The organism is Candidatus Desulfosporosinus nitrosoreducens (assembly GCF_030954495.1).
GTDB classification, from domain to species: domain Bacteria; phylum Bacillota; class Desulfitobacteriia; order Desulfitobacteriales; family Desulfitobacteriaceae; genus Desulfosporosinus; species Desulfosporosinus nitrosoreducens.
Genome location: NZ_JAVHUW010000024.1, coordinates 1 through 24,740, shown reverse-complemented (window position 1 = coordinate 24,740; position 24,740 = coordinate 1). Strand labels below are relative to the sequence as shown.

The 24,740-nt window shown below is 40.5% G+C and carries 19 protein-coding genes and 1 pseudogene; 1 reads left to right on the top strand and 19 read right to left on the bottom strand.

Going from position 1 to position 24,740, the window contains the following annotated elements; all coding sequences use genetic code 11:
• Positions 1 to 271: 271 nt before the first annotated feature.
• The 5 genes from REC12_RS02195 to REC12_RS02175 form a co-directional block, all read right to left on the bottom strand.
• The gene (locus tag REC12_RS02195) at positions 272 to 2,026 is read right to left on the bottom strand and encodes an acyl-CoA dehydrogenase FadE (RefSeq protein ID WP_308892053.1); all 1,755 of its coding nucleotides are present in this window, start codon (positions 2,024 to 2,026) and stop codon (positions 272 to 274) included.
• A 57-nt stretch (positions 2,027 to 2,083) separates the two neighbouring features.
• Positions 2,084 to 3,427 carry an MFS transporter gene (locus REC12_RS02190; protein ID WP_308892051.1) on the bottom strand — a complete coding sequence of 448 codons (1,344 nt, stop codon included), beginning with the start codon at positions 3,425 to 3,427 and terminating at the stop codon, positions 2,084 to 2,086.
• Positions 3,428 to 3,467: 40 nt separating this feature from the next.
• Positions 3,468 to 4,751, bottom strand: coding sequence for a CaiB/BaiF CoA transferase family protein (locus REC12_RS02185; RefSeq protein ID WP_308892050.1), 1,284 nt, complete (start codon positions 4,749 to 4,751; stop codon positions 3,468 to 3,470).
• 412 nt (positions 4,752 to 5,163) lie between these two features.
• The gene (locus REC12_RS02180) at positions 5,164 to 5,979 is read right to left on the bottom strand and encodes a methyl-accepting chemotaxis protein (RefSeq protein WP_308892048.1); all 816 of its coding nucleotides are present in this window, start codon (positions 5,977 to 5,979) and stop codon (positions 5,164 to 5,166) included.
• 101 nt (positions 5,980 to 6,080) lie between these two features.
• Entirely contained in the window at positions 6,081 to 7,733 is a 1,653-nt protein-coding gene (locus REC12_RS02175) for a sigma 54-interacting transcriptional regulator (protein ID WP_308892046.1), read from the bottom strand.
• A gap of 917 nt (positions 7,734 to 8,650) precedes the next feature.
• Between REC12_RS02175 and REC12_RS02170 the strand changes: the two genes are divergently transcribed.
• A complete protein-coding gene (locus REC12_RS02170) occupies positions 8,651 to 9,250 on the top strand; it encodes an acetate uptake transporter (protein WP_308892045.1) in 600 nt (199 codons plus the stop codon).
• A gap of 141 nt (positions 9,251 to 9,391) precedes the next feature.
• Here the strand turns inward: REC12_RS02170 and REC12_RS02165 are convergent, their stop codons facing one another.
• From REC12_RS02165 to REC12_RS02100, 14 genes and pseudogenes are all read right to left on the bottom strand, one after another.
• Complete coding sequence (locus REC12_RS02165; protein WP_308892044.1) at positions 9,392 to 10,012, bottom strand: hypothetical protein; 621 nt, start codon at positions 10,010 to 10,012, stop codon at positions 9,392 to 9,394.
• Between the two features lie 92 nt (positions 10,013 to 10,104).
• A complete protein-coding gene (locus REC12_RS02160; RefSeq protein WP_308892042.1) occupies positions 10,105 to 11,910 on the bottom strand; it encodes a SulP family inorganic anion transporter in 1,806 nt (601 codons plus the stop codon).
• A gap of 951 nt (positions 11,911 to 12,861) precedes the next feature.
• Positions 12,862 to 13,425, bottom strand: coding sequence for a universal stress protein (locus REC12_RS02155; protein ID WP_308892041.1), 564 nt, complete (start codon positions 13,423 to 13,425; stop codon positions 12,862 to 12,864).
• 207 nt (positions 13,426 to 13,632) lie between these two features.
• Entirely contained in the window at positions 13,633 to 14,190 is a 558-nt protein-coding gene (locus REC12_RS02150) for a universal stress protein (RefSeq protein WP_308892040.1), read from the bottom strand.
• Between the two features lie 188 nt (positions 14,191 to 14,378).
• The gene (locus REC12_RS02145; RefSeq protein ID WP_308892038.1) at positions 14,379 to 14,855 is read right to left on the bottom strand and encodes a DUF1634 domain-containing protein; all 477 of its coding nucleotides are present in this window, start codon (positions 14,853 to 14,855) and stop codon (positions 14,379 to 14,381) included.
• A 6-nt stretch (positions 14,856 to 14,861) separates the two neighbouring features.
• The gene (locus REC12_RS02140; RefSeq protein WP_308892037.1) at positions 14,862 to 15,788 is read right to left on the bottom strand and encodes a sulfite exporter TauE/SafE family protein; all 927 of its coding nucleotides are present in this window, start codon (positions 15,786 to 15,788) and stop codon (positions 14,862 to 14,864) included.
• Between the two features lie 398 nt (positions 15,789 to 16,186).
• Positions 16,187 to 17,950: a SulP family inorganic anion transporter gene (locus REC12_RS02135; protein ID WP_308892036.1), complete on the bottom strand. Its 1,764-nt coding sequence runs from the start codon at positions 17,948 to 17,950 to the stop codon at positions 16,187 to 16,189.
• A gap of 103 nt (positions 17,951 to 18,053) precedes the next feature.
• Positions 18,054 to 18,683, bottom strand: coding sequence for a hypothetical protein (locus REC12_RS02130; RefSeq protein ID WP_308892034.1), 630 nt, complete (start codon positions 18,681 to 18,683; stop codon positions 18,054 to 18,056).
• A gap of 783 nt (positions 18,684 to 19,466) precedes the next feature.
• Positions 19,467 to 20,087 (bottom strand): hypothetical protein, encoded by a 621-nt coding sequence (locus REC12_RS02125; RefSeq protein WP_374214154.1) that lies wholly within the window; start codon positions 20,085 to 20,087, stop codon positions 19,467 to 19,469.
• Between the two features lie 60 nt (positions 20,088 to 20,147).
• Positions 20,148 to 20,819, bottom strand: coding sequence for a universal stress protein (locus REC12_RS02120; protein WP_308892032.1), 672 nt, complete (start codon positions 20,817 to 20,819; stop codon positions 20,148 to 20,150).
• 761 nt (positions 20,820 to 21,580) lie between these two features.
• Complete coding sequence (locus REC12_RS02115) at positions 21,581 to 22,219, bottom strand: universal stress protein (protein WP_308892030.1); 639 nt, start codon at positions 22,217 to 22,219, stop codon at positions 21,581 to 21,583.
• A gap of 186 nt (positions 22,220 to 22,405) precedes the next feature.
• The gene (locus REC12_RS02110; RefSeq protein WP_308892029.1) at positions 22,406 to 22,945 is read right to left on the bottom strand and encodes a chromate transporter; all 540 of its coding nucleotides are present in this window, start codon (positions 22,943 to 22,945) and stop codon (positions 22,406 to 22,408) included.
• Positions 22,942 to 23,571: a chromate transporter gene (locus REC12_RS02105; protein WP_308892028.1), complete on the bottom strand. Its 630-nt coding sequence runs from the start codon at positions 23,569 to 23,571 to the stop codon at positions 22,942 to 22,944. The genes REC12_RS02110 and REC12_RS02105 overlap by 4 nt, the downstream gene beginning before the upstream one ends.
• Before the next feature lie 856 nt (positions 23,572 to 24,427).
• Positions 24,428 to 24,740: pseudogene (locus REC12_RS02100) on the bottom strand (adenylyl-sulfate reductase subunit alpha); the annotation flags it as partial.

Genomic DNA, 24,740 nt, shown 5'->3' with positions numbered 1-24,740 from the left:
TTAACTCTGTGCTAAAGCTTTCTTTTAATCCCCCTTTCACTGCTCACCGGCTCCCAAGAATTTGTCTGCAAACTGCCGCCTATTGGGAAAAATGTTATCTTTTGCTCATGATAAATTGTATACTATGCAATTCCTATGCCAGACAGTTTAGTGAGCCGGCGCCCTTTCTTTACAGTAAAAAGGAGACCACAGCGGCCGCTTGGCAGCCTTTTTTGTCAAAAATCTTTCCTGAGCTTGTAAAGAATTTTGACAAAATGTTGTCACAATGCTGTTACACGACATACCTGCCGTTTTCTGAAATTGCGGCGGCAATCTCCCGCCTCAAAGCCACTGTGTTCTGAGGGGTATAACGGGTTAACCTGTGCAGGTTTTCCAGGTTGTCGGCCAATTCTTTACCCTCGGCAAGGGCGGCCAAAATTTCTTGGGCGGAATATTCCAAGCGGCCAATAGTGGCATAAATATAGGCTTTGGCCAAAGTGAGTTTAAGCTTTGCCTGGGCCTCGCCCTCCTTAGCCAAGGCCTTTTTAGCTCTAAGCCAGGCGCTTTCCATGGCAAAGGCTTGAATCGCCAAATCCGCCTGTTTGCCCAGAATTTCCTGGTGTTTCGGCAATTCTTTTCCGTACTTTTGCAGGGCGATATCCAGGGTCAGCAGGAAAATATCCTTTGCGGCCTGCACTAACCCGTCTTCTCCGTCTCTGCTTAGGCTGCCTGAAGCCATAGTTTCCTTCAGTCTTGCAAAGGCTTCCTGCAGGGGAAAATCTCCTTTAGCTGCGCGGCGCAGCATTGTCGTGGGAATCAGGACACGGTTTATCTCATTGGTACCCTCAAAAATCCGATAAATCCTGGCGTCTCTGTAGAGTCTTTCGATGGTATATTCCGCGCTGAAACCGTATCCGCCGTGGATTTGAACCCCTTCATCCACCGTATAAGCCAGGGCTTCTGTGGCGAAAACTTTGTTCATCGAACATTCCAAGGCATATTCCTCAATACCTTGGGCAGCGACCTGACCGCCGTCTTCCCCGGAGGTGTCCAAACTGTTCATCATGTTTTCCAGCAGCCCCCCTGTTCGGTAGACCATGCTCTCCATCACGTAGATTTTCATAGCCATTTCGGCTAATTTTTCTTTGATAAGGCCAAAGCCGGCAATGGGGCTGCCAAATTGTTTGCGTTCATTGGCATAAGTGGCGGCAAGCTCCAGGGCAAACTTAGCATTGCCTAACGAATTGGCGGCCAGCTTATAACGGCCTAAATTTAGAATGTTAAAAGCGACGATATGACCCCGCCCAGTAGTAAAGAGCAGGTTTTCAACGGGAACTTTGACATCTTCGAAGCTTACAGACCTGGTCGATGAGCCTTTTATGCCCATTTTCTTTTCTTCCGCTCCCGTTGACAGCCCTTCGGAAGCTGCCTCAACGATAAAGGCTGAAAACTTATCCCCGTCTATTTTGGCGTAAACGATGAATATATCGGCCATGGCGGAATTGGTAATAAACTGTTTTGTCCCGTTCAGGAGGTAATACTTGCCGTCAGAGCTTAAAACCGCGCTGGTTTTGGCGGACAGAGCATCCGATCCCGCTCCGGGTTCCGTCAAAGCATAGGCTCCGATGATCTCGCCGGTGGCTATCCCGGGGAGATATTTTTGCTTTTGTTCATGAGTGCCAAACATGACAATGGGCATACTGCCGATCCCGGTTTGACCTCCCTGGGTCATGGCAAAGGAGCCGGAGCGGCCCATACACTCCGCAATGATCGTGGTGCTGATTTTGTCCATTTCCGTGCCGCCATACTCCTCCGCAATATCGGCGCCGTTAAGTCCTAATTCCCCGGCAGCTTGAAGAAGTTCCCTGTTTAAGCCTTCTTGCTTGGCCTCTAATTCATCCATTCTCGTCAGAACACTGTCCGTCACAAAACCGGCGGCAGTTCGATAGATCATTTTATGCTCTAAGCTGAAATCTTCGGGCGTAAAAATATCCTGGGGCAGGGTTTGCTGAAAAAGGAAGCTTCCTCCTTTAGGTAAGCCGTTCATTGTTTCACTCTCACTTTCTTTGCGAATTTAACGAAGAGATTGTCGAAACCCAGGCTGTTAAGCCTTAACTCCGGTAACATTTTCCATACTTTTTCCCTTGGTTTCAGCGACAAAGGCCAAGGTGATCAAAGCGGCGATGACTGCCGGAATCGCGAAAAAGATAAATATGCCCGTAAAGCCAACCCCTAGCTGTTGGACATAGCCGGCAGCGATAGGTCCCAAGAACCCGCCGACGCGGCCAAAGGCTTGCGCCCAGGATACGCCGGTAGTTCTGAATTCTGTCGGGTATCCTTCTGTCAGAAGCGGCTGGGTACCGCTCAACCCCCAATTCATGGCCAGGCCTACCAGCATTCCGCAAACAACTACCTGCCATTGATTGGTGGCGATTCCCAGCAGGAGAATGGCCACGGCCGTAAATATCCAGCCAAAAATCACGTTGATTCTGCGCCCTATAATATCCGCCACATATCCCGTGCAGAGACCGCCAAGCATACCGAAGACATTCTGCAAGACGGCGAAGGAATAGCCTTTGACCAGGCCATATCCTTTGCCAACCAGGAGAGTGGGCAGCCAGCCGTTGATACCATAAATGACGACTGAGCCCATGAAGTAAATAAGCCAAAGAGCCATGGTCGTTCTGCGAAATTCCTGGGAAAAGATAGCACTTACTCCAACCTTGACGGGAGACGGCGGCGCCATTAAGCTGCCGGGAGTGTATTCGCCCGCTTTTCCTTTAGCTACGATCTCCATTTGTTTGATTTCCCGGATCGCTTCCGCTTCCCGTCCCTTGCCCAAAAGCCAGCGCGAAGATTCAGGAAGCAAGGCCAGCAAAATGAAAGCGTATACAACCGGGATACCGCCTATGAGATAGCAAACCCTCCAGCCATAAGTAGGAACCACGTAAATCGCGACGACACCGGCCACTACCCAGCCGAAAACATAAAAAGACATGATCGACGAGGTGAAATAACCTCTATTTTTCGTAGGGGAACTCTCCGACAGCATGGTTACGGCAACAGGTATAATCGCTCCAAAACCAACGCCGCCTAAGATCCTGAGCAAAGCAAAGGCTTGAAAGCTTTGCACAAAATAAATGGGGAATGTTAAAACGGAAAAGACTAAGCAAAATAAGACCAGCGTCTTCTTACGGCCAATGCGGTCGGAAATAACCCCGGCGATTATCCCGCCGATCATTAAGCCGATAAGACTCCAGGAAGCAAGGCTCCCTGTTTGAACTTTGCTCAGGGTCCACTCCTTGGTCATCTGCGGCATTGTATAGGAAACGATCATATAATCAAAGCCACAAAAAAGCAGAGCCAGGCCGATCAAAAAATAAATCTTAAAAGTATACTTGGACAGTCCGATTTTATCAATAATCTCGGAAATTGATTGTTTAGCCATTGACATTTCCTCCTCTACGCCTATGGGCTGGTTGGGAAAATCAGACGATGCCTTTCTCTCGAAAAGCTGAAACTTCACGGGAACTATAACCGAGAAGAGTGTTCAGAATCTTTTCCGTGTCTTGCCCCAGGGACGGCGCTCCCCGCCATACCTGGGCCGGAGTTTCACTCATCTTAGGACAGAAGCCAAAGGCTTTCACCCTTTCGCCGAGAGTCTCGTCTTCATACTGGATGAAGTTTCCTCTCTTTTGATAATGTTCGCTGGCTGCAAGATCAGCCGAGTTCCTGACAATTCCACAAGGCACTTTTAAACCCAGCAAGTACTTCATACCCTCTTCAGCCTCACGGGCTGCCACCCATTCCGTTGCAATCTGATTGAGTTCAAGCCCCAGTTCGGAGTTGATCGCTTCGACGGAGCCGCCTGCCGCCTCGTGGGAATACTTATTCAGATCGAGACCGAGAGCTTTGACAAACCGTCCGTAAACAGCCGAGCCATAGGCGCCGATGTATAAATACTTGCCGTCCTTGGTTTTAAATAAATTGCCCGGCTGGAAGATAGCCACCTTGTTCCCCTTTCTTTCCCGGATCTTGCCGAGCAGGAAATATTGTACGAAGGTGTCATTGAGAACCTTGCTCATGGCTTCGATTTGAGCAACGTCAACCGCTTGGCCCTTCCCTGTTTTTTGGGCGTGAAGATACGCCATGAGAATTCCGTTGACGGCAAACATTGCCGTCATATAATCATTAATAAATGTCGCGGCATGAGATGGAGGAGACGGCTCGGGAAAACCATTGACAAACATATATCCCCCCTCCGCCTGCCCGATAGGATCATAGGATGGCCGATCACACTCTGTGGCAACACCGCCGAACTGAGGCCTGCCAAAACCGCTGATATGGGCGATCACTAACTTAGGGTTAACTTCCAACAGCATTTTTTCGGTTATTCCCAGCTTCTCGGTCCAAACCATATTCTCGACCCAGACATCGCAGTTTTTAATGAGGGAGAGAAAAATCTCTTGGCTCTCCGGGACTTTAAGGTTAATTTCCAGGGTTAAACTCAGTTTATTTCTCGCTTCCTGAACCCAACCGGCACTAACCCGCTTATCCCCCCGTTCGATCACCGGAGCTTGTTCGCGGTAGGGGTCACCTATGTTGGGCCGTTCCACATGAATGACCTCGGCGCCGTATTCGGCAAGCAAGGATGCGCAAAACGGCGCCGCGACAATGCTTCCTGTCATCAGGACTCTCATGCCTGTGAGCGGCCCATAGGCCGGAATTAAAGCCGGGGCAGGAATCCGTTCAATTTTTTCCCATTTTTCCATGTCTCTCATTTCCCCTTTCCTTTTAATAATGGTTGCTCTGCATTTGACCTAACACTGAATAAGATTGTCATCCCGACCCTGATTCCGTGAATTTAAAATATTCAGTATATTCTTGTGAATATGCAATAGTCATGCCAGGCTGGTTTTCCTGTCAACAGCCGCTGACAGTAAGGAAAGGAAAACTAAGGGCTGGTTAAAACTAAGATCACCTGGAAAAATTCTTTTCCCCTCTGTAAAGAATTTTTCCATTGCTTCACCGGGCTGCACCTTCGTAACCGATAATAAAATTTGGCTGGCACCCGAAGACACTGTTTGGGTACGGGTTAGCACAGCGGAGAAGCCTTAGCGGCCAATGATCCGGCAGCTAAGGCTTCATAGTTCGGAACATATCAGGTTTGTTGGGCCACCGTCCTTAAATAATATCTCCTGCGGAGAGTAAATCTTCAGCCAGCTTGGATATTTCTCCAATAGACTTTGTCAGATTAATCACATCCAGAGCTTGATTCTCACTGACAAAAGCTAATTGCTTTATGTAGTCAATCAGGCTGCTCACCGAGTCGGTGACCTCTCTGATATCCGTGGAAATGGCTAATGAGGATTGCTTAGCCCCTTCTGACAACTTTCTCACTTCCTCGGCAACGACAGCGAATCCCTTACCCATAGTTCCTGCTCTTGCCGCTTCAATCGAGGCGTTAAGTCCCAGGATACTGGTTTGAGTGGAGATCTTGCGGATATCATGAGAGATGCCGCTTATTTTTTCAAGCTTGATCTTGGCAACAGAAGTCGTCAGCTCCATGTTTTTGGCTGTAGCCGCCAGCTCTTCGCTGGAAGCAGAGAGTTCTTCAGATGCAGTATAATTCCTTTTTACCAGCCCGGATAATTCTATCCCAACTTTTTTTAAGGCTTCATAGCGTTTATCGGATACTATTATGGACATTGCACCTTCTAATTCACCGTTATTCCAGAGGGGGTTGGCGATTGCCATATAGGAAATTCCAAACTGTGATTTTTCCAGCGGCACTCGTTTTACGAGTCTCTTTTTCTCCCTTAAACACCTGAAAGTAACGGTTTTCTCATTTGTAATTTCCCCCTTCCGGACGCCCAGGTTTAAATTCTCATGGTTGATGGCGAGAACAACATTTTGGAGATCGGAAATATACACGGAAATATCCTCATCATAAAAACCTTGCATCATTGGCGCAATCGTTATAGCCTGTGCTAAATTCATTACTTCGTCCTCCTTGCCAAAGAGTAAAGACTAAAGCTTAATTCTTTATTCCCTTCTGTTTACCCATAGGATTACCCTAAAATGCCCTGGCGGATCACTATCTAATTGTAGTTCAGCATTTTCAACAATGTCGGTCTGCTGATACCGAGCTTCAAGGCTAATTCACTGTTGCTGAGTTTGCCGCTTGCTCTCATTCTCCGCACAATTTCACTATTCATTTCAGCTAATGTGCTAACATACACGCTGATTTTATTTCTGGAGTCTTCTTCCGCCCCAATTCCCCAGGCGTTTTCGGCGAATTCCTCTTCCAAAAGCTCGCTTAAGACAGACGGCGCATCCTTCTCGTCACTGGCTAACACGACACACCGTTCCAGTAAATGTTCCAGTTGCCTGCTGTTGCCGGGCCAATCCATACTGGCGAGCTTTTTAAGCACAAAGGCCGGAAAATTGTAGATCGCTTTACCATACTTAAGGGAAAACTTTTTCAAGAAAAAAACTACTTGATAGGGGATGTCTTCCCTTCGTTCGCGCAGGGGCGGTAAAACAATTTTTAAGACACCCAAACGAAAATATAGATCTTCACGGAAAGTTCCCCTGCGTACCAGATCGCTTAAATCTTCATTAGAGGCGGCAATAACCCGAACATCCACCGGAATTAGGCGATCACTTCCTATGCGCCTTACTTCTTTTTCCTGTAACACCCGCAACAGGTTGCCTTGCTGGTCTAATTTCATTTTCCCAATCTCATCCAAAAATATAGTCCCGCCATTGGCCAATTCAAATAAACCTTGCTTGCCGCCTTTAACGGCGCCTGTAAAAGACCCCTCCGTGTAACCGAAAAGTTCACTTTTAAATAAGCTGTCATCTAAAGAAGCACAATTCAAGGCAATAAAAGGCCCTTTGGATCTAAAGAGATGTTCGTTATGCATACTTTGGGCCAGCAACTCTTTTCCCGTACCACTTTCCCCTTTGATTAAAACCGTACAATCAGTGTTTGAGTATTTTTTGGCCTTCTCAATAATAGACGACATTTTACTGTTGGCATAAATAATATCGTTGAAAGAATATTTAGCCCAAAACCCTCTGGCCAATAACTCCTTTTTATTTTTAGGTGCGATCCCTTCATGAGCATCGACCAATATTGCTTTCATCTGGTCAAGGTTATTTTTTTCACGAATCTCAGCTTCTAAAATATCTTTGGCCCTGATGAGGGCATTCCTTATGGTTTTTTCACCTGCGGATACAGAAATATATCTCAATCCCGCTTGCCTGACTAAAGCGGAGAGTCTGTCCCCTACTCCTAAAATCACTTCAGTTCCCTTTTGACGTGCTTCAATGACTTGAATCTCAAGCTCCCGCCAATTGTGATAAACATAAATTTTTACATCAAGACCAAGTACGCAACAAAGGGTTTGGATAATTCGGGGATCTTCCGTACCGGCAATAAACAGTCCGATACTTTTTCCCAGCATTCTTGCCCTGTCCAAGGCCAGAACTATCTCATACTCCGTGGGATGGATGCTGACCATCCTTATGGCAGGCAGTTCTTTGCGCAAAAGCTCCAGAGTGGCCCCACCGCTTACGATTACTTTAAGGCGATAAGGATCTTGGTGTATAATATCCTTCACTAAATTTACTGCTTCTTCGAAAGAGATTTCCATTACAGAGACATAGAGATTAAGTTCCTCCCGGATTCTTTCAACGATTTGGGTCACTTCTTTATCCGGCGACGTAACGAATATCTCGGCAAGCACTTATATCCCTCCCAAGTACGAATCACATAATTCAGTTGAACCAGGCCTTAAGGCCCAGGAATCCTTTCCATGCTTTTCCTTTTGGTTTCTGTTGCAAAGAACATAACAATTACGGCGGGCAATCAACTATTAATCCCCTCCTTTTTTCCTACCTGGACGATCTGATTCAATATTATTGCAAAATTTATACCAAGTCCTTATAGTTAGCACAATAATTCAGATTAACCACAATAGTTAGAATTTACATAATAGTTGGGCGATACTTTTTGGGTTCATTAATTTTATAAACTTATCTCCCCTCAGAAGAGGTTGCATAAATACAACAATTTGGTTTTATTTGAGCAACATCGTCTCGGATATGCAACCATAGCTGGAATTGTGCCGGACAAACATCTTACAAATGACAGGCATCAATTTTGAGATAACCAAGCCGCCGAATTATTCGAACAAACCGAGAGTTAGATTTGAACTGCCAAAAATAAAGGGTTGTGATACCTCTCTTCCCTAAACCTTGAAACAGCTTGAGGACGTCAGATGTAAACCTTTAGTTTTTCAATAGATAAAAATAATTTTGAAATGAGGTAATATTCTATCTATTTGTTTAAATAAGATGTTATAATAGTACTAAAATTTATTTTCAGTAAAGGGGGTGATGAAAGGGCTGTTTTGTAACTTAAATTTAGTTTTAGGAGCACACTATCTAAAAAGGCTAAAGGGGGGATAACTCAGCATTTAGTTAAAACTTCTTAAAATCAAAAAAATATCAATCCTTTTGCCAAGGGCAAATTGAGTTCCAGCACAGTTTAGATCCAAGTTTACATTCCGGAAACTTAATAAAACCGCAATTATATTTTAAGAATAACCATAGTGAGATCTGATAAATGAATAATTTAATCTAATATGAAGGAGATGTTTGCATGAGCACTAATACTTATTCGAATCCTGGCCCCTGGGCGGTCACCGCCTTTTCTACCACTTCTTTTATGTTGGGGATAATCAATGCCGGTATTATTTCAGGCGGCTGTACACCTGTAGTGTTGGACGTGGCTATATTTTTCGGTGGAATAATGCAGATAATAGTCGCTATTCTGGAGTTTATGAAAGGCAATACTCTGACTACTACGGTATTTGGAACTTATGGTCCGTTTTGGCTCATGTTTGCCATGTTTGAATTATTTTTTGCTAAAAGCATTCCACCCTCTAGTATCGGATCAGCAGTGAGTCTTTTCTTGGCAATGTTTGCGGTCATTACGTTCTACTTTTTTATCGCTTCTCTTAAAACCGATAAAGTTCTGGTTGTCATATTCGCCCTAGTGTTCATCGCCCTTGTGTTATTAAGTGTTGGAGCAGCGACCGGTAACAAATCACTTGATGTAGTGGCTGGTTGGCTTATTATGATTTTTGCCGTTTTAGGATGGTATCATGCTGCCGCAGCAATCATCAATTCAACTTGGGGCAGAGAAGTTTTAGGGGTTGGCTCTTTAAAACCCAAGCAATCTTCCATCTCTGCTAAATAAATTTCCGGAAATAATTATGGTAGAATTTATTTAAGGAATGTGGTCAAACCAGTCTTTAAACCCAGAAACAGTAAAGGCTTCATGATGGTTCATGAAGCCTTTACTGTTTCTGGGTTTTTCCTATTTCAGCTATTTTTTAGCTTATTCAATCCAAATTTTTAGACTATCCTTATGCTCAATGATCTTTTCAGCGATGCGGGTTCCAACATAATGGAAGTAATTCTCTCCAAAAAAGTTTTGGTTTTCAATGAATTTCCCGCCGGAATTAACTCGATGCAGTAAGGGAATCCGATTGATTTTAGCTATATCAAAATTTTGAATCGCTTTGCCAAATTCATCTCCTAAGATAGCGTTCCCCCAATATACAGGTCCCTTCTCCGGCTTGATCTTAAAAACGCGACGCAAGAATTCATAAGGAAACGCCCCAAAGGTAATAATAATTTTCGGTTTATATTCCAAGACAATTTCTCGGAACATCTCAATCTCTTCCCCTACTTCGATGCCCCACCAGTTAAGTGTATTAGGAACTATTCCGCTATCAACTACGGCATTTCTAATATAGAGATTCGTTGTATCAATCCTTGTTTGAATTTCTCGGTATACCTTATCTTGAATTTCCGCAAGTACCGGCGTCCAAATTTGATGGCGAACAGCAGGATATTTGGGGTTAACCAACAGCCAGATAGGATAACTTTTATCTCCAGTTTCTCGTTTTGCTTTTTCAGTTTGTGATATATAATTATGGCGCATCAGGCTAGACAATTCGGATCCCACCCTTCAGTAATCTTAAAATATCGAACAACGCACCACTGCTATGTCAGACTTCGCCTAAAATTGTTGGGGCCTGATAGTTCCTAAAGTGTGCTAGCTTTCTTATTAGAACTATTCCCACCGTTGAAATTTGTGACCGATTGTAACAAGTGATAAGAGAAAGTATTCTCCGTGTTATCGTTTTCACAAGAAATAACTCGGGCCTTTTCAAGATCAATCGGATTATTTGTGAAAACCTCTTCCTCAGTCAAGGTGAATTTACTATTCATCCCAATCTCCGTATCAAAATTCGATTTTAAGAGTATAGAGTCAATATCTGGCCTTACTCCGCAAATAATTACCTTTCCGCCGGATCTCTTGACTGATTTAATGAATATCTTCAGAGCATTGAGTGATGTGACATCTATTGAAATAACATTCTCCATTTCCAGGATAAATAGCTTAGATTTCTCAACAAGGCCATCGAGCTGCTGTTCGAGGTCATAAGCTGAACCGAAATATAAATGCCCTTCTAATTGAATTATCAAAGAATCAACTTTATTGTCGATCACACTAAGTTCTTGGCGAATGATTTTAGAATCGCGACCTTGTAAAGGAACAAACAATCTAACGGGCGTTTTGTTCGTGTCTTTGAGATAGAGGATGATCGACAATACGATTCCCGTATAGATCGCATAATCAAGGTCCGGCATCAAGATTGTTGCTAAAAAAGTCACCGCCATGGCTATGGAATCGGAGTTTGATTTGCCTAATTTTAATACTTTTTTAATTTCCTCTTGGTCAATCAAACTATAGGCTGTAACTAATATCACCCCGGCCAAGCATGGGTTCGGAATATATTGAGCATACGGTGCAAAGAACAAGAGAACTATTGCAATAACAAGGCCGGACATAATTCCGGAAAATCTGCTGACAGCACCGTTGTGATAGTTAATTGCCGAGCGTGTAAAAGACCCTGATGAAGGAAAACATTGAAAGAATGAGGACACCAAATTGGAGATCCCCTGTCCGATAAATTCCTGATTAGCGTCAATTCTCTGGCGTGAGGTGCTGGAAATTGATTTGGAGATTGAGATTGCTTCAACCAGTCCTATGACAGAAACTGCGATTGCCCCGCTAAACACCTTACTGGCTGAATCAAAGCTGAATTGAACCATTTTAAACGGCGGCAGTGACGAAGGAATGTGGCCCGTAAGCGTAACACCTTTCTTATCCAAAGCAAACAGGATGATTATCACGATGGGAACGACGATACCGATTAAGGCTCCAGGCAGGTTTTTATTGATCTTCTTGCAGCCTAAAATGATGAGAATCGTTAAAATTCCAAGCCCAAGTGCATAAAGGTTTGTTTGGTTAATATGCTTGAAAACATAGTATACTTTTTCCATCGTCGGCATTTGCGCAGAATTCTTGATTGAGATGCTGAGAACAGTGTTTAATTGTCCCAGAGCGATTAAAACACCGGCGCCGGCAGTAAAGCCTACGATAACACTATGAGAGACAAAATTTATGACTTTGCCTAGTTTTACAACCCCATAAAACATCTGCAAAGCGCCTACAATAAACGTCATGAGAAAGAGCATCTGATAAGCATTATTAAGCCCCATGTAGTTTCTCATACTGCCAGCCACAAGCAAACAGATGGCATTCGTTGGACCGGTAACTAAATGTTTGGAACTGCCAAATGCTGAACCGAGAATTGAGGAAATTATCGCGGTATAGAGTCCATAAACAGGATTAACGCCTGCGATCAAGGCATAAGCCATAGATTGAGGAATCGCAACAACGGCAACTGTCAAAGCGGCAATCAAGTCTTTAGTGAAATATTCCTTTTTATAATTTTTAACCGTTCCGATGAGAGGGATATATTTAAATCGTGTGAGGTACAACGTAAATCCCACCTTTCTTTGAACTTGCAAAGACTATAAGCGCCTTCCCCCAATTTTGGCAATAGAAAATTAAAGCTGAAACTATGCAAATCTAAATGACTTTCTGTCACCCTAGACTTTCACAACCTACAGCGAAGCTTTGCCGATGCTAACCTCGTTTGGGGTTTGGTTGCAGTTAACGCTACAGCTTAACTGCAACCAAACTACTTGCTTATATCTTTACTTATCAGCATTTTAATCAAGCGCTGATTTGTTTCGTGTGGCTAAATCCAAGAGATTCTGCTATAATAATTGTAGTCACATTTTTTAGCGGCCTTCGAGGCTGCTTTTTTTATCTGTTTGTTTCCTGAACGATTGCCCGAGAAAACGTTTCTTGTAATAAAGCTCTCCATTTAGACATGCTCTCTCCCTCCAGTTTGTCGGCTAAAATGATCAACTAAAACGATCCCAAAAGAGGCTATCATGACGATAATTGCCATTATACCGCTCACCATTCATCTCTCACCTCCAAATTAAATTTTTCACTATCTCTGCTTAAAGGGTAACATTATGTTTCTATTCTGTCTATAGCAAATCAATATGTTCATCATCGATTAAAGCTATGGTAAAAATGTTATAAACTGTATATCGATATGCCTTATCCTAACCTGGAAACCATAATTTTGCGCACATAAAAACTTATTGACCAGATTAAATCAACTCATCGCCCTTAAAAAAGCTTTTAAATCAACGATTTTCTACATGAAAAGATTAAATTTGCAGATATATTGACGATATTAGCTAGGACCAGATCTAGGGGTGACAGTAACTAGCCAATAATTATTAACGATGCCGAATGAATGATTCAAAAAAAAATCCTAAAGAGATCTTATTCTCTTTAGGATTAATTAATTTGGTTCAGTTATTTAACGTTAATGGACATTGCGAATTACTGAGTTGAATAATTCAACTTCAGAAAGATGTTAAATCATTGCTCAAAGCATGACAATGATTGTCGATAAACTCTTGGGGTAGTTTTTTTACTAAAAGTACGGGTATCGGAGACTTATTCAGTAAATTGTGGGCCAAACATCCAAAAATCAGCCCTTTCAGGGTCGTAAGTCCCCTCGTCCCCATAATGATCAGCTCAAAGGATCTTTGAGTAGCATAATCAATAAGCGCCTCGACGGTTTCAGAAATACTGGGATTGCAATAAATCACTTGAAAACTAATGTCTTCCTCTCTCTTTTTGAAGAATCCTTTGGTTTGAGAAAGTATTTGTTCGTATTGACTTTTAGTAGCTTGATCAGCTTCATCGCTAACTCGCTTTTTCCACTCAGATGCCAGATTAATCGGCCAATTGTCCGACCCGTTGATTTCCGGATTTAACGTATCAGTGTCGCTTTCTTGAACTTGCACAACAGTTAAATGCATGGTAGGCATTTTATTTAACAGGATAGCCGTATAAACCGCTGCTGAAAAAGCTTGCTGTGAACCGTCAGAGTATAACAGTACTTTAAACGTTTTATCCGTCATATCAAAACCTCTTTTCTTATTTCTTCCGGAAGGTTATAACTCCCTTTGAATACCTTCTATAGGTCCTTCTTCTCATTCCTCGGCTTCAGGGGACGCCTGGCCATCCCTGGCCGGGCAGATAACGCAATTTGATGTCAAAGTCCGCAACGCCTACAGCCTCGAATAGAAATTAGGTTGTTTCTCTCCGAGGCTGTATTAGCTGTTCTTCTAATCAGACAAATAACTATCTATGAATTTTTGAGGAAGCTTTTTAATCAGCATTACGGGAATTATAGACTTGTTAAGTAAATTGTGAGCTAAACTGCCAAATATTAAACCCTTTAACGTTGATAATCCCCGGGTTCCAATGATAATTAAATCGAAAGAATTCTCCTTAGCATAATCAAGAATGACATCCTCAAGATGTGAAGTGTCAGAAGCATCTTCTTTATTCTTTTTTGCATATAGTTCCTGGAAAACGACATGGTAGCCCTGATTAAAGAAAATTCCGTTTGTCTTATTCAGAATTCTATGATACTCAGTCTCTGTCTTGCCATCGGAATCTGACAAAACATGTTTCATCCACTCCGCTGTGGGGCTTATCGGCCAACTATCTGTCCAACTATGTTGCTCGATAGATGAAGCTTGATTGTTTTCTAAGATTCTTAAAACAGTTAAATGCATATCAGGCATGTTTTCAAGAAGAGTTGCTGTATAAACAGCGGCGGAAAAAGCCTGTTGTGAGCCATCAGAGTAAAGTAACACTTTAAACTGAGAATTGTTCATAACATCACCCTCTCTTAAAATATAATATTTTATTATACATTTTAGCATAATACAGGCATTTAGTCTCAGGGGCGACCTGCCGGTGATTAATTATTTCCAAAGAAGGGGTTGGGACATCTGAGAATAGAAAAAAGCTGAATCAACGCCACAGGGATTCAGCTTTCTAAGCCTATAGATAAGATTAATCATCAACCGGCAACATGGAAAATACCGGAAGCTGCTGAAACAATAATAATAATTTCCAAACCAACCATAATTGCATAAGGGAAATCTTTTTTCGCCGTATAATTTACAAATAACGAAATATAACCCAGTACTGAAACTAACCCCAAAAAAGCTAACCCAATCAAATTCATATAGTCCGCATGATTTATCATAGCAAACCAACCCCAGCCGGACGGAGCGTGAGTTATTTTCGCATATTCGTGAACAGAAAGTCCCCAATATTGCGGCATCATCGAAGGGGCAACAACAGGATTAAACATTCCTGCCATATAGAGAACAAATGTGATCGCCATAACAACTATACCGATCCAGGAACAAACTAATAAAATACTGGCATAACGATTCTGTTCGGGACTGACTTTAGAACTGCTTTGAGCTTCATTTGACGGACCAACGACACTCTTCGGTTCACTGCCGGAAACAGACACTTGACTATTCATAATTTTTTACCCCCATCCTAATCCATCTAATAAAGATTTCAACCCAGCAAACAATAACATAAGGATTACAATATAACGGATTGATTTTGGTTTGGTAATGTTAAGGATTCTTACTCCTACCCGCGAACCTATCATGATGCCAAGAACCGAAGGAATCGTGATAATTGCGAGCACAGCACCCTGGTTCAAATAAATCCATGCCGCCGAAGTATCTGTAATTGCTAAGAGAGACATGCTGGTACCAACTGCAATTTTCAGAGGTGCTCCAAGGAGAAGATTTAATACTGGCACGTTAGCCCAACCTGCACCAATTCCAAACATCCCGGCAATAATGCCAATTCCGCAAAAAAGTATTAGACCTTGTGGCAGTCTCCAAACTGACCAATTAACATCTTTACCGCTAGAAGACTCATAATAGGAACCGCCAATATTAAAATAACGGGCTAGGGAATCAGGACGGCCGATCTTGGGAATCTCGCTATTTTTAGAAAAAACAAACACAAAAGCAATTGCTGTTATTAAAACTCCCAGTAATATTTTTAGAATATTTTGGGGTAAGGAGAGCCCTAGATAAGCACCTACAATACTTGAGGATGAAGCAAGTAAGGCCAGCGGAATCACCAGGCGTAAACTAGCCATATTGGCCTTTAAAAGTTTAGGGCCAGCCGATAGTGAACAAGCCAGAGCTACAAATAAACCGGTACCGCGGATAAAATCAAAATTAAAAGGAAAGAAACTGCTGATTATAGGAACGAAGAGCGTACTTCCTCCAATTCCAGCCAATGCCGATACAATTCCGATTAAAAAAGTTGTTGCCATTAGGGCCAGAGGCCACACCCACCAGGGTACACCTGGTGTGCTAGCTGCCTTCGCCACAGCAAGACTGGTTGAAGCGAATATTGAACTAGTATGGGCGAAAAATTGTCCTATCATGTTCTGGGCCTCCTATGTTTAGATTATAATTTCCAGACGCTTACAGTCGTTAATCGTTAAAAGTGTTAATAACAGCTAAATAATTTGTATTCTTAAAAAACCTCCTTATTAAGTATGTGAGTCTTCTCACAAATAGATTATCATTTGTCTTAGCTTTCTGTCTATAGCACAACAATATGTTCATAATCAATTTTATATATGTCAAAAATTTACAATATAAAAATGCAAAAAATAAAGACCTGTAGAACTACTCAATCTCCAGGCCTTAAGTGGTTTTTTTCTAAGGTTTTTCGGGTAATTTAACTGATTTGTCCCAAAATAATTTTATTGGAACTTTACAGAATTTCAACAAAGTTTTGCCACAGGGTAAAAACGCTTTGAGATATGAAACAAATCCTTTAAAAGGAACTAGCCAATAGGTCACAAGCAATTGATTGGCCCGCCTGATTTGTTGCCTCACAGTTTAATACTGCTTTAGCTCTTTCTAAATCTTTGGAGGAAAAAGCAAAGGTTTCATTCTCCAATATAAATTTGTTATCGGTACCGATGTCAGTATCAAAATGTGATTTAACAAGAATTGCATCGATGTTTGTTCTAACACCGCAAATAATTACACTTCCTCCTTTTTCTTTCACATACCTGGTAAATCCCCTTAAGACATTCAGCGCTGTTATATCCAGACTTGCTACATGATTCATTCTTAATATGAATACTTTGGACTTATTGACAAGGTTGTTAAGTTTGGCTTGAAGATTCTCTGCAGACCCGAAATAAAGATTTCCTTCTAATTCAATAATTAAAATATCCACGTTTTCCTTCACAACATCAGTTTCTTTTTCAACAATTTTAGAGTCCTCCCCTTGCGAAGGAATAAGTATTTTAATGGGCACTTTATTCGTCTCTTTTAAGTACAACATAATAGTCAAAGCGATACCGGTATAGATGGCATAAGAAAGATTAGGCAGTAAAATAGTTGCCAGACAAGTTACCCACATAGCGATTGAATCAGATTTTAATTTGCCTAAATTGACAACTTTCTTAATCTCTTCTTTGTTTACCAAGTTATAGGCCGTTACCATCATAACCCCTGCAAGACAAGCAGTAGGAATGTATTTGGCATAAGGGGCAAAGAACAGCAGTACCAGAGCCATAATTATTCCCTGCAGAACTCCTGCAAGCCTGGAAACGGCGCCGCTGTGATAATTAATTGCCGTCCTGGTGAAGGAACCAGACCCCGGGAATCCCTGAAAAAATGAGGATGCAATATTGGCAATTCCCTGACCAATAAATTCTTGGTTGGGGTCAATTTCTTGCCGTGACAGCGTAGCAATAGATTTTGCACTGGAAATCGCTTCCACACACCCAATGATAGCGATAGATAAGGCTCCGCTGAAAACATTCTGGATAAAGTTCAAATCAAAGTTGATCATCTTAAAAGGAGGCAGCGAAGTTGGAATGTTGCCTGTTAGTTGGACACCATATTTATCTAAGGAGAAACAAACAATAAAGATAATAGGAACAATAATTCCAATCAAGGCCCCAGGCAAATTCTTGTTAATTTTTTTACAAATAATGATCAAAGCTATTGTCATTAAGCCCATACACAAGGCATAGATATTAGTTTGTCGGAGATGTGTCAGCACGTAATATAATTTCTCTGTCGTTGCCATTTGGGCGGAGTTTTTAATGGGAATACTCAATAAAGTACTCAATTGTCCAAGAGCGATTAAACAACCGGCTCCCGTTGTGAAACCTACAATAACCGTATGAGAAACATAAGTTATCAATTTACCGAGTTTTAGAATTCCAAAGAGCAGTTTGATGGAACCAACAAGAAATGTTAAAAGGAAAACCATTTGATAAGCGTTGTCAAGATGCATATAGTTCTTCATAACACTAGCTACCAGCAAGGCAGAAGAATTGGTAGGTCCCGTTATCAAATGTTTTGAACTCCCGAAAGATGCACCGAAAATCGCCGATACTATCGCCGTATAGAGTCCGTAAACCGGATTAAGACCTGCAATAAGAGCATAAGCCATACATTGTGGAATGGCAACGACAACCCCGGTTAAGGCTGCCATAAAATCTTTACTAAGGTAATCCAATTTATAGCTCTTGATTGAATCGATAAAAGATAGATCTTTAAAGCGCGTAAACTGCAAAAAAAACCCCACCTTAATAATCAGTAGATTTTTCAACAAACAGCCAAGAAAAGAAAACTGCTTGTTGAAACTTGATTAATTATGGTTTGATGACGTCCCCGTCTTAAATCCAGATATCAAGACTATCCTTGTGTTCGATAATCTTATCTGCAATCTTCGTTCCGACATAATGAAAATATGATTCGCCATCTTGCCGACCGGAATAATTCGGATCAACCGTAAACTTTGCAGTTTCGATAACTCTGCGCAGCAAGGGAATCCGGTTCGTCTTGGTGATATCAAAATTATCGATTGCTTTGCCGAATTCGTTGCCTAAATTGGAGGTGCTCCAAAATTTAGGACCTTTTTCAGGTTTAACTTGAAATGCTCTCCTTAAAAACTCAAAGGGAAATGCTCCGAAAGAGATAATCAGCTTTGGCCTGTGTTCTGTAACAATTTCTCTAAATAACTCTATCTCTTCAGCCGCTTCGACGCCCCACCAGTTTAAAGTATTAGGAACAAGTTCACTGCTTTTAACAGCATTCCGAATATAGATGTTTGAGGTATCAATCCTTGAATGCAGCTCGCGAAAAACTTTATCTTGCATCTCGGCTAATACCGGAGTCCAAATATTGTGCCGCACGGCCGGGTGTTTGGGATTCACAAGCAGCCAAATAGGATAACCTCTTTCACCTGTCTCTTGCTTAGTTTTTTCCACTACAGGAACATATCTGTTAAGTGTTAAGTTAGCCATAGAAATCCCTCCTTTCAAAATCAAAAGATGACACCATATTTAACTTACATGAGCATAATTCCTGTGTTACGGCGGTTATACGCATGACAATAAGCTCATTTACCCAAGATCAAATTTCTTAACACCCTTTATCTGGGGAAACTGTCTCTTGCTTTAGTCTTTTGGCAGGGTGTTGATTGACGGGGCATCTCAAACCTCCCTTAAATGAATATGTACTTATCCTCACAATTAAAGATTATCATTGTGTTGAGATAATGTCTATAACAAGACAATATGATCGTAATCAGAATAACCTATGGGAAAAACTGTGGATAAATGAGTCCGGCTTAAAAGCTTATTTTTATATGGCGGTCTTTTACCACACTATTATCTGTAACCAAGAAACGAGAAAACTATTAGATTCCGGAGCTATAATCTTGATTGCAAAAATTCCTTTAAAATCGCGCAAAATCCGGATTTTAGAAGTGCTTTGCTTAACTCTTAACTCTTGTCTATCGAAAAGGATTTTTATTACTTGCTTATAAGCCTTTCTTAAGCACTTAGAGTTCACAAAAGAGGGCTAAATTTATTATTATTTTTTTTTATGATCTTAGCTTAAAAGCTAGATTTTTCAAAATAAATTTTGCTTAAAAACAAATTTCTGTGAATAGGAACTCTTATATTTCTTAATTATTAAAACATGACCTCTCAGGAATGATTAGCCAAGCTCTCTCCTTGAAGCAAAAAACCCGAAGAAATTGACTCTTCGGGAAAATGATGCCGTGCTTCAAATTGTGCGCTATATTATTCTATCCAGATCTTGAGGTTATCCTTGTTTTCGATAATCTTTTCAGCAATTTTTTTGCCTACATATTGAAAATAATTCTCGCCATAATAGTTATGGTCCTCGATAAATCTGCCGCTTTTGACGACTCTGCGCAATAGCGGGATACGGTTTGTTTTTGTAATATCAAAGTTTTCAATCGCCTTGCCAAATTCGTCTCCCAGATTGGAGGTCCCCCAGAATTTAGGCCCTTTTTCAGGGTAAATCTCATAAACTCTGCGCACAAATTCGAAGGGAAAAGAACCAAAGGAAATTAAAATCTTAGGCTGATATTCCACGACAATTTCCCTAAAAAGCTCAATTTCCTTAGCTAATTCGGTCCCCCACCAATTTAAAGTGTTAGGAATGATCCGGCTGTCAGAAACAACCTTTCTAGTGTAGAGATTTGCCGTATCAATTCTAGTATGCAAGTCCCGGTAAACTTTATCCTGTATCTCAGAAAGAACAGGCGCCCAAATATTATGCCGCACGGCCGGATGCTTGGGATTCACTAATAGCCAAATAGGATATGATTTATCTCCCGTTTCTCTCTGTATTTCTTCAACTGGCAGCTCAGATTCTTTTTCCTCAATGGAAGACAAGTTGATCCCTTCTTTCAGTAAATAAGATTTTGATTTTATCTTTATTGCCTTATCAGATGATTAAAACAAGACATTAACTGAACGGCCGTTTACTACTTGTGGTATATCATAAGGGATTTCAAGCATGGCATCGGACAAGTAAGCATCAATAAATTCCTGAGGGAGTTTTTTGATTAGTAAGACTGGAATTGCTGACTTATTAAGGACTTTATGGGCTAAACCTCCGAAGATTAAACCTTTTAGCGCCGATAAGCCCTGGGTGCCCATAATTATTAGATTAAAGGAATTTTTTCTGGAATAATCAAGAATCATATCCGCAGTATCTGCTATATCTGTTTTGCTGACGTTAGAAAACAGGACTTGATGTTTAATATTCGAGGCGTTTTCCGCGAAAATTTGATTTGTCTTGGCAAGTATTTGAGCATATTGATCCTTGGAGTCAGATTCCTGAGAAAGCAGCCTCTTGAACCACTCTACTTTCGGTTCAGAAGGGTAAGTATCCGACCAGCGAGCAGTTGATTCCGTCCCCCAGTAATATCGTTTATACTTTGGCCTCAATTCAATCCAACTATATTCCGTCCCCATGAAACCTTCCTGACTTTCTTCTATTTGCAGAACGGTTAAATCCATGTTAGGGATATTTTTTAACAAAGTAGCTGTATAAACTGCCGCGGAAAATGCCTGATGTGATCCATCGGAATAGAGCAACACTTTAAATTTAGAATTATTCATCCTAAATAGCCCCTTTCTCAAATTAACCTGTGGATGAGCTAGTGATATTATGCACTTACCAACCCCCTATTAGCTCAACCAACTAAGTTATAAGACTATTTTCCAAGTTATTTTACTATTAATTTCTCATCAAAACGAAGCATTTCCTATTTCTTTATGGTATAATAAACATGTCAAATTTCTTAACGGCCTTTTAAGGCTGTTTTTTTACTGTCAGAAAGTATGACTTTATTAATCCTTTCTGCAGTCCTTTCTCACCACCGGTGTTGGACCATCTTAAGCCGATACGCCCAATTAGGTTGCCACCTATGGTCCATGACTCTGTCATAGAGCTCTTTTTAAATTGCTCCATTTATAGTTAAAGAATTAAAGTTTAGAAATTAAGAAAAATAGTTAACGATCCCGGGAATCTTTTTATTCAAGTTCACCCCCCATTTTCTTGTGACTTTCCTAACAAGTACAGATTAGCATTGTATTAGCGCGGTGTCTATATCTAATCAATATGTTCATAATCAATATAACTAATAATGAAACATTGGCTTCAAAATTTATCCCTCTCAAATATAACTTTTACTAGGGATATCGCTCTGAATTATTGAGCATAAATAGACCTTAAGAACATTCATTTGTTTTTAAGGCCTATAGTTATGCGCGTAATAAAAAAAATAAGCATAAATACCGTTTATGCTTAATCAAGATTTTAAATCTCTATTTAAAACTTTCTGTAATTATTTCTCTAATTATTTGGGATAACCTCATTTTTAGCTAACCGAAATTGTTAAATAACTGTCGATAAAGTCCTGAGGCAGCTTTTTAATTAATAATACGGGCAGCTTGGATTTATCAAGAACTGTATGTGCCAAGCTGCCAAATATCAATCCTTTTATCGCTGAAAGGCCTCTCGTACCCATAATAATCAATTCAAAGGAGTTTTCCGCAGCATAATCAAGAATCATTTTAGCAGTTTCAGAAATGCTTGTTGTTTCATTGAGACTGGTGTTTAGGTACAATAGTTGATGCTTCACATTGTGGGAACGTCTGCAATAGATCTCATTGGTCTTTTTCAAAATCCTGGCATATTGCGTTTGAATCTCCACACTGGATTCAGATTCCTTAAGCACGCCATTCATCCACTCAGGGCTTGGGTTAGCCGGCCAGGAATCAATCCAGCTATATTCATTGTCTGACGTACGCCCCCAATGGTAACGTTTGTATTTAGGCCGCAATTCCAACCAACTATATTCCATTTCTTCTGATCCATCGTCACTCTCTTGAGCTTGCAGGATTGTTAAATCCATGTTGGGAATTTTCCTCAAAAGCGTGGCTGTATATACTGCCGCTGAAAAGGCTTGATGTGATCCGTCGGAATAGAGCAATACCTTAAATTTAGAATCTTTCATGTCTTCAATACCTCTTTCATTGTCCAATCTAATAAGACCCAATGGACATTGAATCTCAATGTCCACATCTTTAAAAATATCTATTATCTACTTATCTATTATCTACTATATGAGGTCTATTATCTACTATGAGGCACTGCAGTTTTAAGCATAAAGGACAATCCCCACGGCTTATTACGATTTATTTTAGAATAAAAGTACTCCGATTATTCCTGAAGCTAAAATTAAATACGCTGGATGAATTTTAGTTTTAATTAATAAGACAAAGGCAACTACTAATAATATAGCACTTTTAATGTCAAGATAGTGACTCCCGCCAATGATGCCGTTGCTTACGGCAAATTTTATTGCCGCATAAGCAATAACTCCGATTATTGTGGGGCGAAGTCCATAGAAAGCCGCTTTGACGATAGGATGTTCTTGAAATTTAAAAAATAGTTTTCCTACTAAGAGAATAAGTAACAGTGAAGGCAATGTAACCCCAACACAAGCAACCACAGCGCCCAATAAACCTGCTAATTTATCCCCCACTATCGTAGCCGTATTACTCGCAATAGGTCCGGGAGCCATCGCTGATATAGCAATCATGTCTGTGAATTGACTAATATCAAGCCAATGGTGATTCTGCATCTCAGTTTGAATCAGCGGGATCATAGCATATCCCCCGCCAAAGCTCACCAGTCCAAGTTTAAAGAAGGTTATCAGCATTTCCAAATACAAACTCATAACGTTTCACCACTTGCTTTCTTTTGATCTAGCTTGTGATCCAATTTTTGATCTAAATGCTTATCTTGTAACCCCTTCACCTTCATTATAACTATACCTATAAAAGCACCCAAAAAAATTACTAAAATTAAATTAAGATTTTTGAAAATCAGCAATGCTAAAATACAAACGGCACAAATTGCCACGCAAATCTTGTCTACTAAGGAAACGCGGCCCATCTTGAAAGCAGCGGAGGCTATTAAAGCCACGACAATAGGTCTGATTCCCGCTAAAGCAGCCTGGACATGTATATTATGTTGAAATGAACCAAGCAACGCTCCCAGAATAACAATAATGATAAACGTGGGGATTACTATGCCGAATAAGGCTGCCAGAGCTCCTGGGACACCTCCTATCTGGTATCCTACAAAAGTTGCGGAATTGACGGCGATGGCCCCCGGTAACGATTGAGAGACTGCAAAAATATCAACCAAATTCTCTTTGGCCATCCACTTCTTCTTATGAACTATTTCTTCTTCCATAATTGGTATCATGGCAAAGCCACCACCAAAAGTAATTGGAGAAATCTTAAAAAAAATAATAAATATATCAAATAAAAATTTGAAAGTATTCTTACTCTTCTCCATGTTTGACGCCTCCTATTGCAATTAGCAATTTGACAAAATTATAGAAATTTTATTTTGAATAAATAAACTTCTCCAAACAAACTTAATTACCTAACCTCCTTCTAAAATTAATATTTAAGCTTGTGCACTATTTAATAAGAGATTGTAATAGAGATAATTTTCACTTAATCACTAAGGCTACAACTACTAAGTCTAGCTCAAAGAGGGTTAATTTAATTAATGGGTGAGGTTCAAGTTTACCGGAGGTCATTCATTGTAAATGCTGATTACGAATAAACCGACTTGAAAATTTAGCAGCAATTTCTGATTTCTAAATTCATGAATCATCAGCCTGAAGAGCCCTTTAAAATCCCGTGATCAGAGGATTTATGATCTAACACCCAGTTAATTTATGACTTAAGATTATCACCGAGATTATTTCTAGTCAATATGGTCGTAATCAATATATATTATGGATGATTAAATTTATGTGAATTTTTTGTTAATTATTTTTGGATTAATATTGTAAATTATTAGTTATTTTCCAAGCCAAATTTCTATTAATCTCTTAGCCATACATTTTAAACATATTAATACTCTTTCTCATAGATCAAAACCAAGGATTTTTAGGATATTCAATAAAAATTGACTTCTCAAACTCTTCTTTACGAAAAACTTTTATATATTTAACGATGCACAAATATTATGGCATAGTAAAAATTATTGACTTACTGACGAATTGCCTTTTATACTTTCCTTATAACTTTTATCACCCAAAAAAGGAAAGGACGAATATAACTTTTCAATACAAAAAGTTATATTCGCCCCTTATACTTATCCTTTTATAGATAATATCAATACTATCTAAAAACGTTTCTTAGAATTTAACATCAAACATATCAATGACCGGACGTTTGAAGACGGACCATTCATTGGTTTCCGGATTCCACTTCATATTGACAAAACAATGCCAGTTCTCTTCGTCAATGGCCGGTATGTCTGTTCTGATGTAATATCCGGGCCAACGGGTTTCTTCACGGAAGGTTACAGCACGAAGATGCGATTCGGCTTGCCACATTCTGTGTTTGTTTTCCCATACTCTCAACAGTTCATAAATGTCTTTCGCTGCCAGTTTTTCCGAGTCTTCTTTCAGGAACACGAAGAGCTCGGCTGCTCTTTCCAGGGAGGCT

What these genes read in the sequence shown, in the direction of transcription:
- REC12_RS02195 (WP_308892053.1), bottom strand. Translation starts at nt 2,026, where the DNA reads ATGAACGGCTTACCTAAAGGAGGAAGCTTCCTTTTTCAGCAAACCCTG.
- REC12_RS02190 (WP_308892051.1), bottom strand. Translation starts at nt 3,427, where the DNA reads ATGGCTAAACAATCAATTTCCGAGATTATTGATAAAATCGGACTGTCC.
- REC12_RS02185 (WP_308892050.1), bottom strand. Translation starts at nt 4,751, where the DNA reads ATGGAAAAATGGGAAAAAATTGAACGGATTCCTGCCCCGGCTTTAATT.
- REC12_RS02180 (WP_308892048.1), bottom strand. Translation starts at nt 5,979, where the DNA reads ATGAATTTAGCACAGGCTATAACGATTGCGCCAATGATGCAAGGTTTT.
- REC12_RS02170 (WP_308892045.1), top strand. Translation starts at nt 8,651, where the DNA reads ATGAGCACTAATACTTATTCGAATCCTGGCCCCTGGGCGGTCACCGCC.
- REC12_RS02155 (WP_308892041.1), bottom strand. Translation starts at nt 13,425, where the DNA reads ATGACGGATAAAACGTTTAAAGTACTGTTATACTCTGACGGTTCACAG.
- REC12_RS02150 (WP_308892040.1), bottom strand. Translation starts at nt 14,190, where the DNA reads ATGAACAATTCTCAGTTTAAAGTGTTACTTTACTCTGATGGCTCACAA.
- REC12_RS02145 (WP_308892038.1), bottom strand. Translation starts at nt 14,855, where the DNA reads ATGAATAGTCAAGTGTCTGTTTCCGGCAGTGAACCGAAGAGTGTCGTT.
- REC12_RS02140 (WP_308892037.1), bottom strand. Translation starts at nt 15,788, where the DNA reads ATGATAGGACAATTTTTCGCCCATACTAGTTCAATATTCGCTTCAACC.
- REC12_RS02130 (WP_308892034.1), bottom strand. Translation starts at nt 18,683, where the DNA reads ATGGCTAACTTAACACTTAACAGATATGTTCCTGTAGTGGAAAAAACT.
- REC12_RS02120 (WP_308892032.1), bottom strand. Translation starts at nt 20,819, where the DNA reads ATGAATAATTCTAAATTTAAAGTGTTGCTCTATTCCGATGGATCACAT.
- REC12_RS02115 (WP_308892030.1), bottom strand. Translation starts at nt 22,219, where the DNA reads ATGAAAGATTCTAAATTTAAGGTATTGCTCTATTCCGACGGATCACAT.
- REC12_RS02110 (WP_308892029.1), bottom strand. Translation starts at nt 22,945, where the DNA reads ATGAGTTTGTATTTGGAAATGCTGATAACCTTCTTTAAACTTGGACTG.
- REC12_RS02105 (WP_308892028.1), bottom strand. Translation starts at nt 23,571, where the DNA reads ATGGAGAAGAGTAAGAATACTTTCAAATTTTTATTTGATATATTTATT.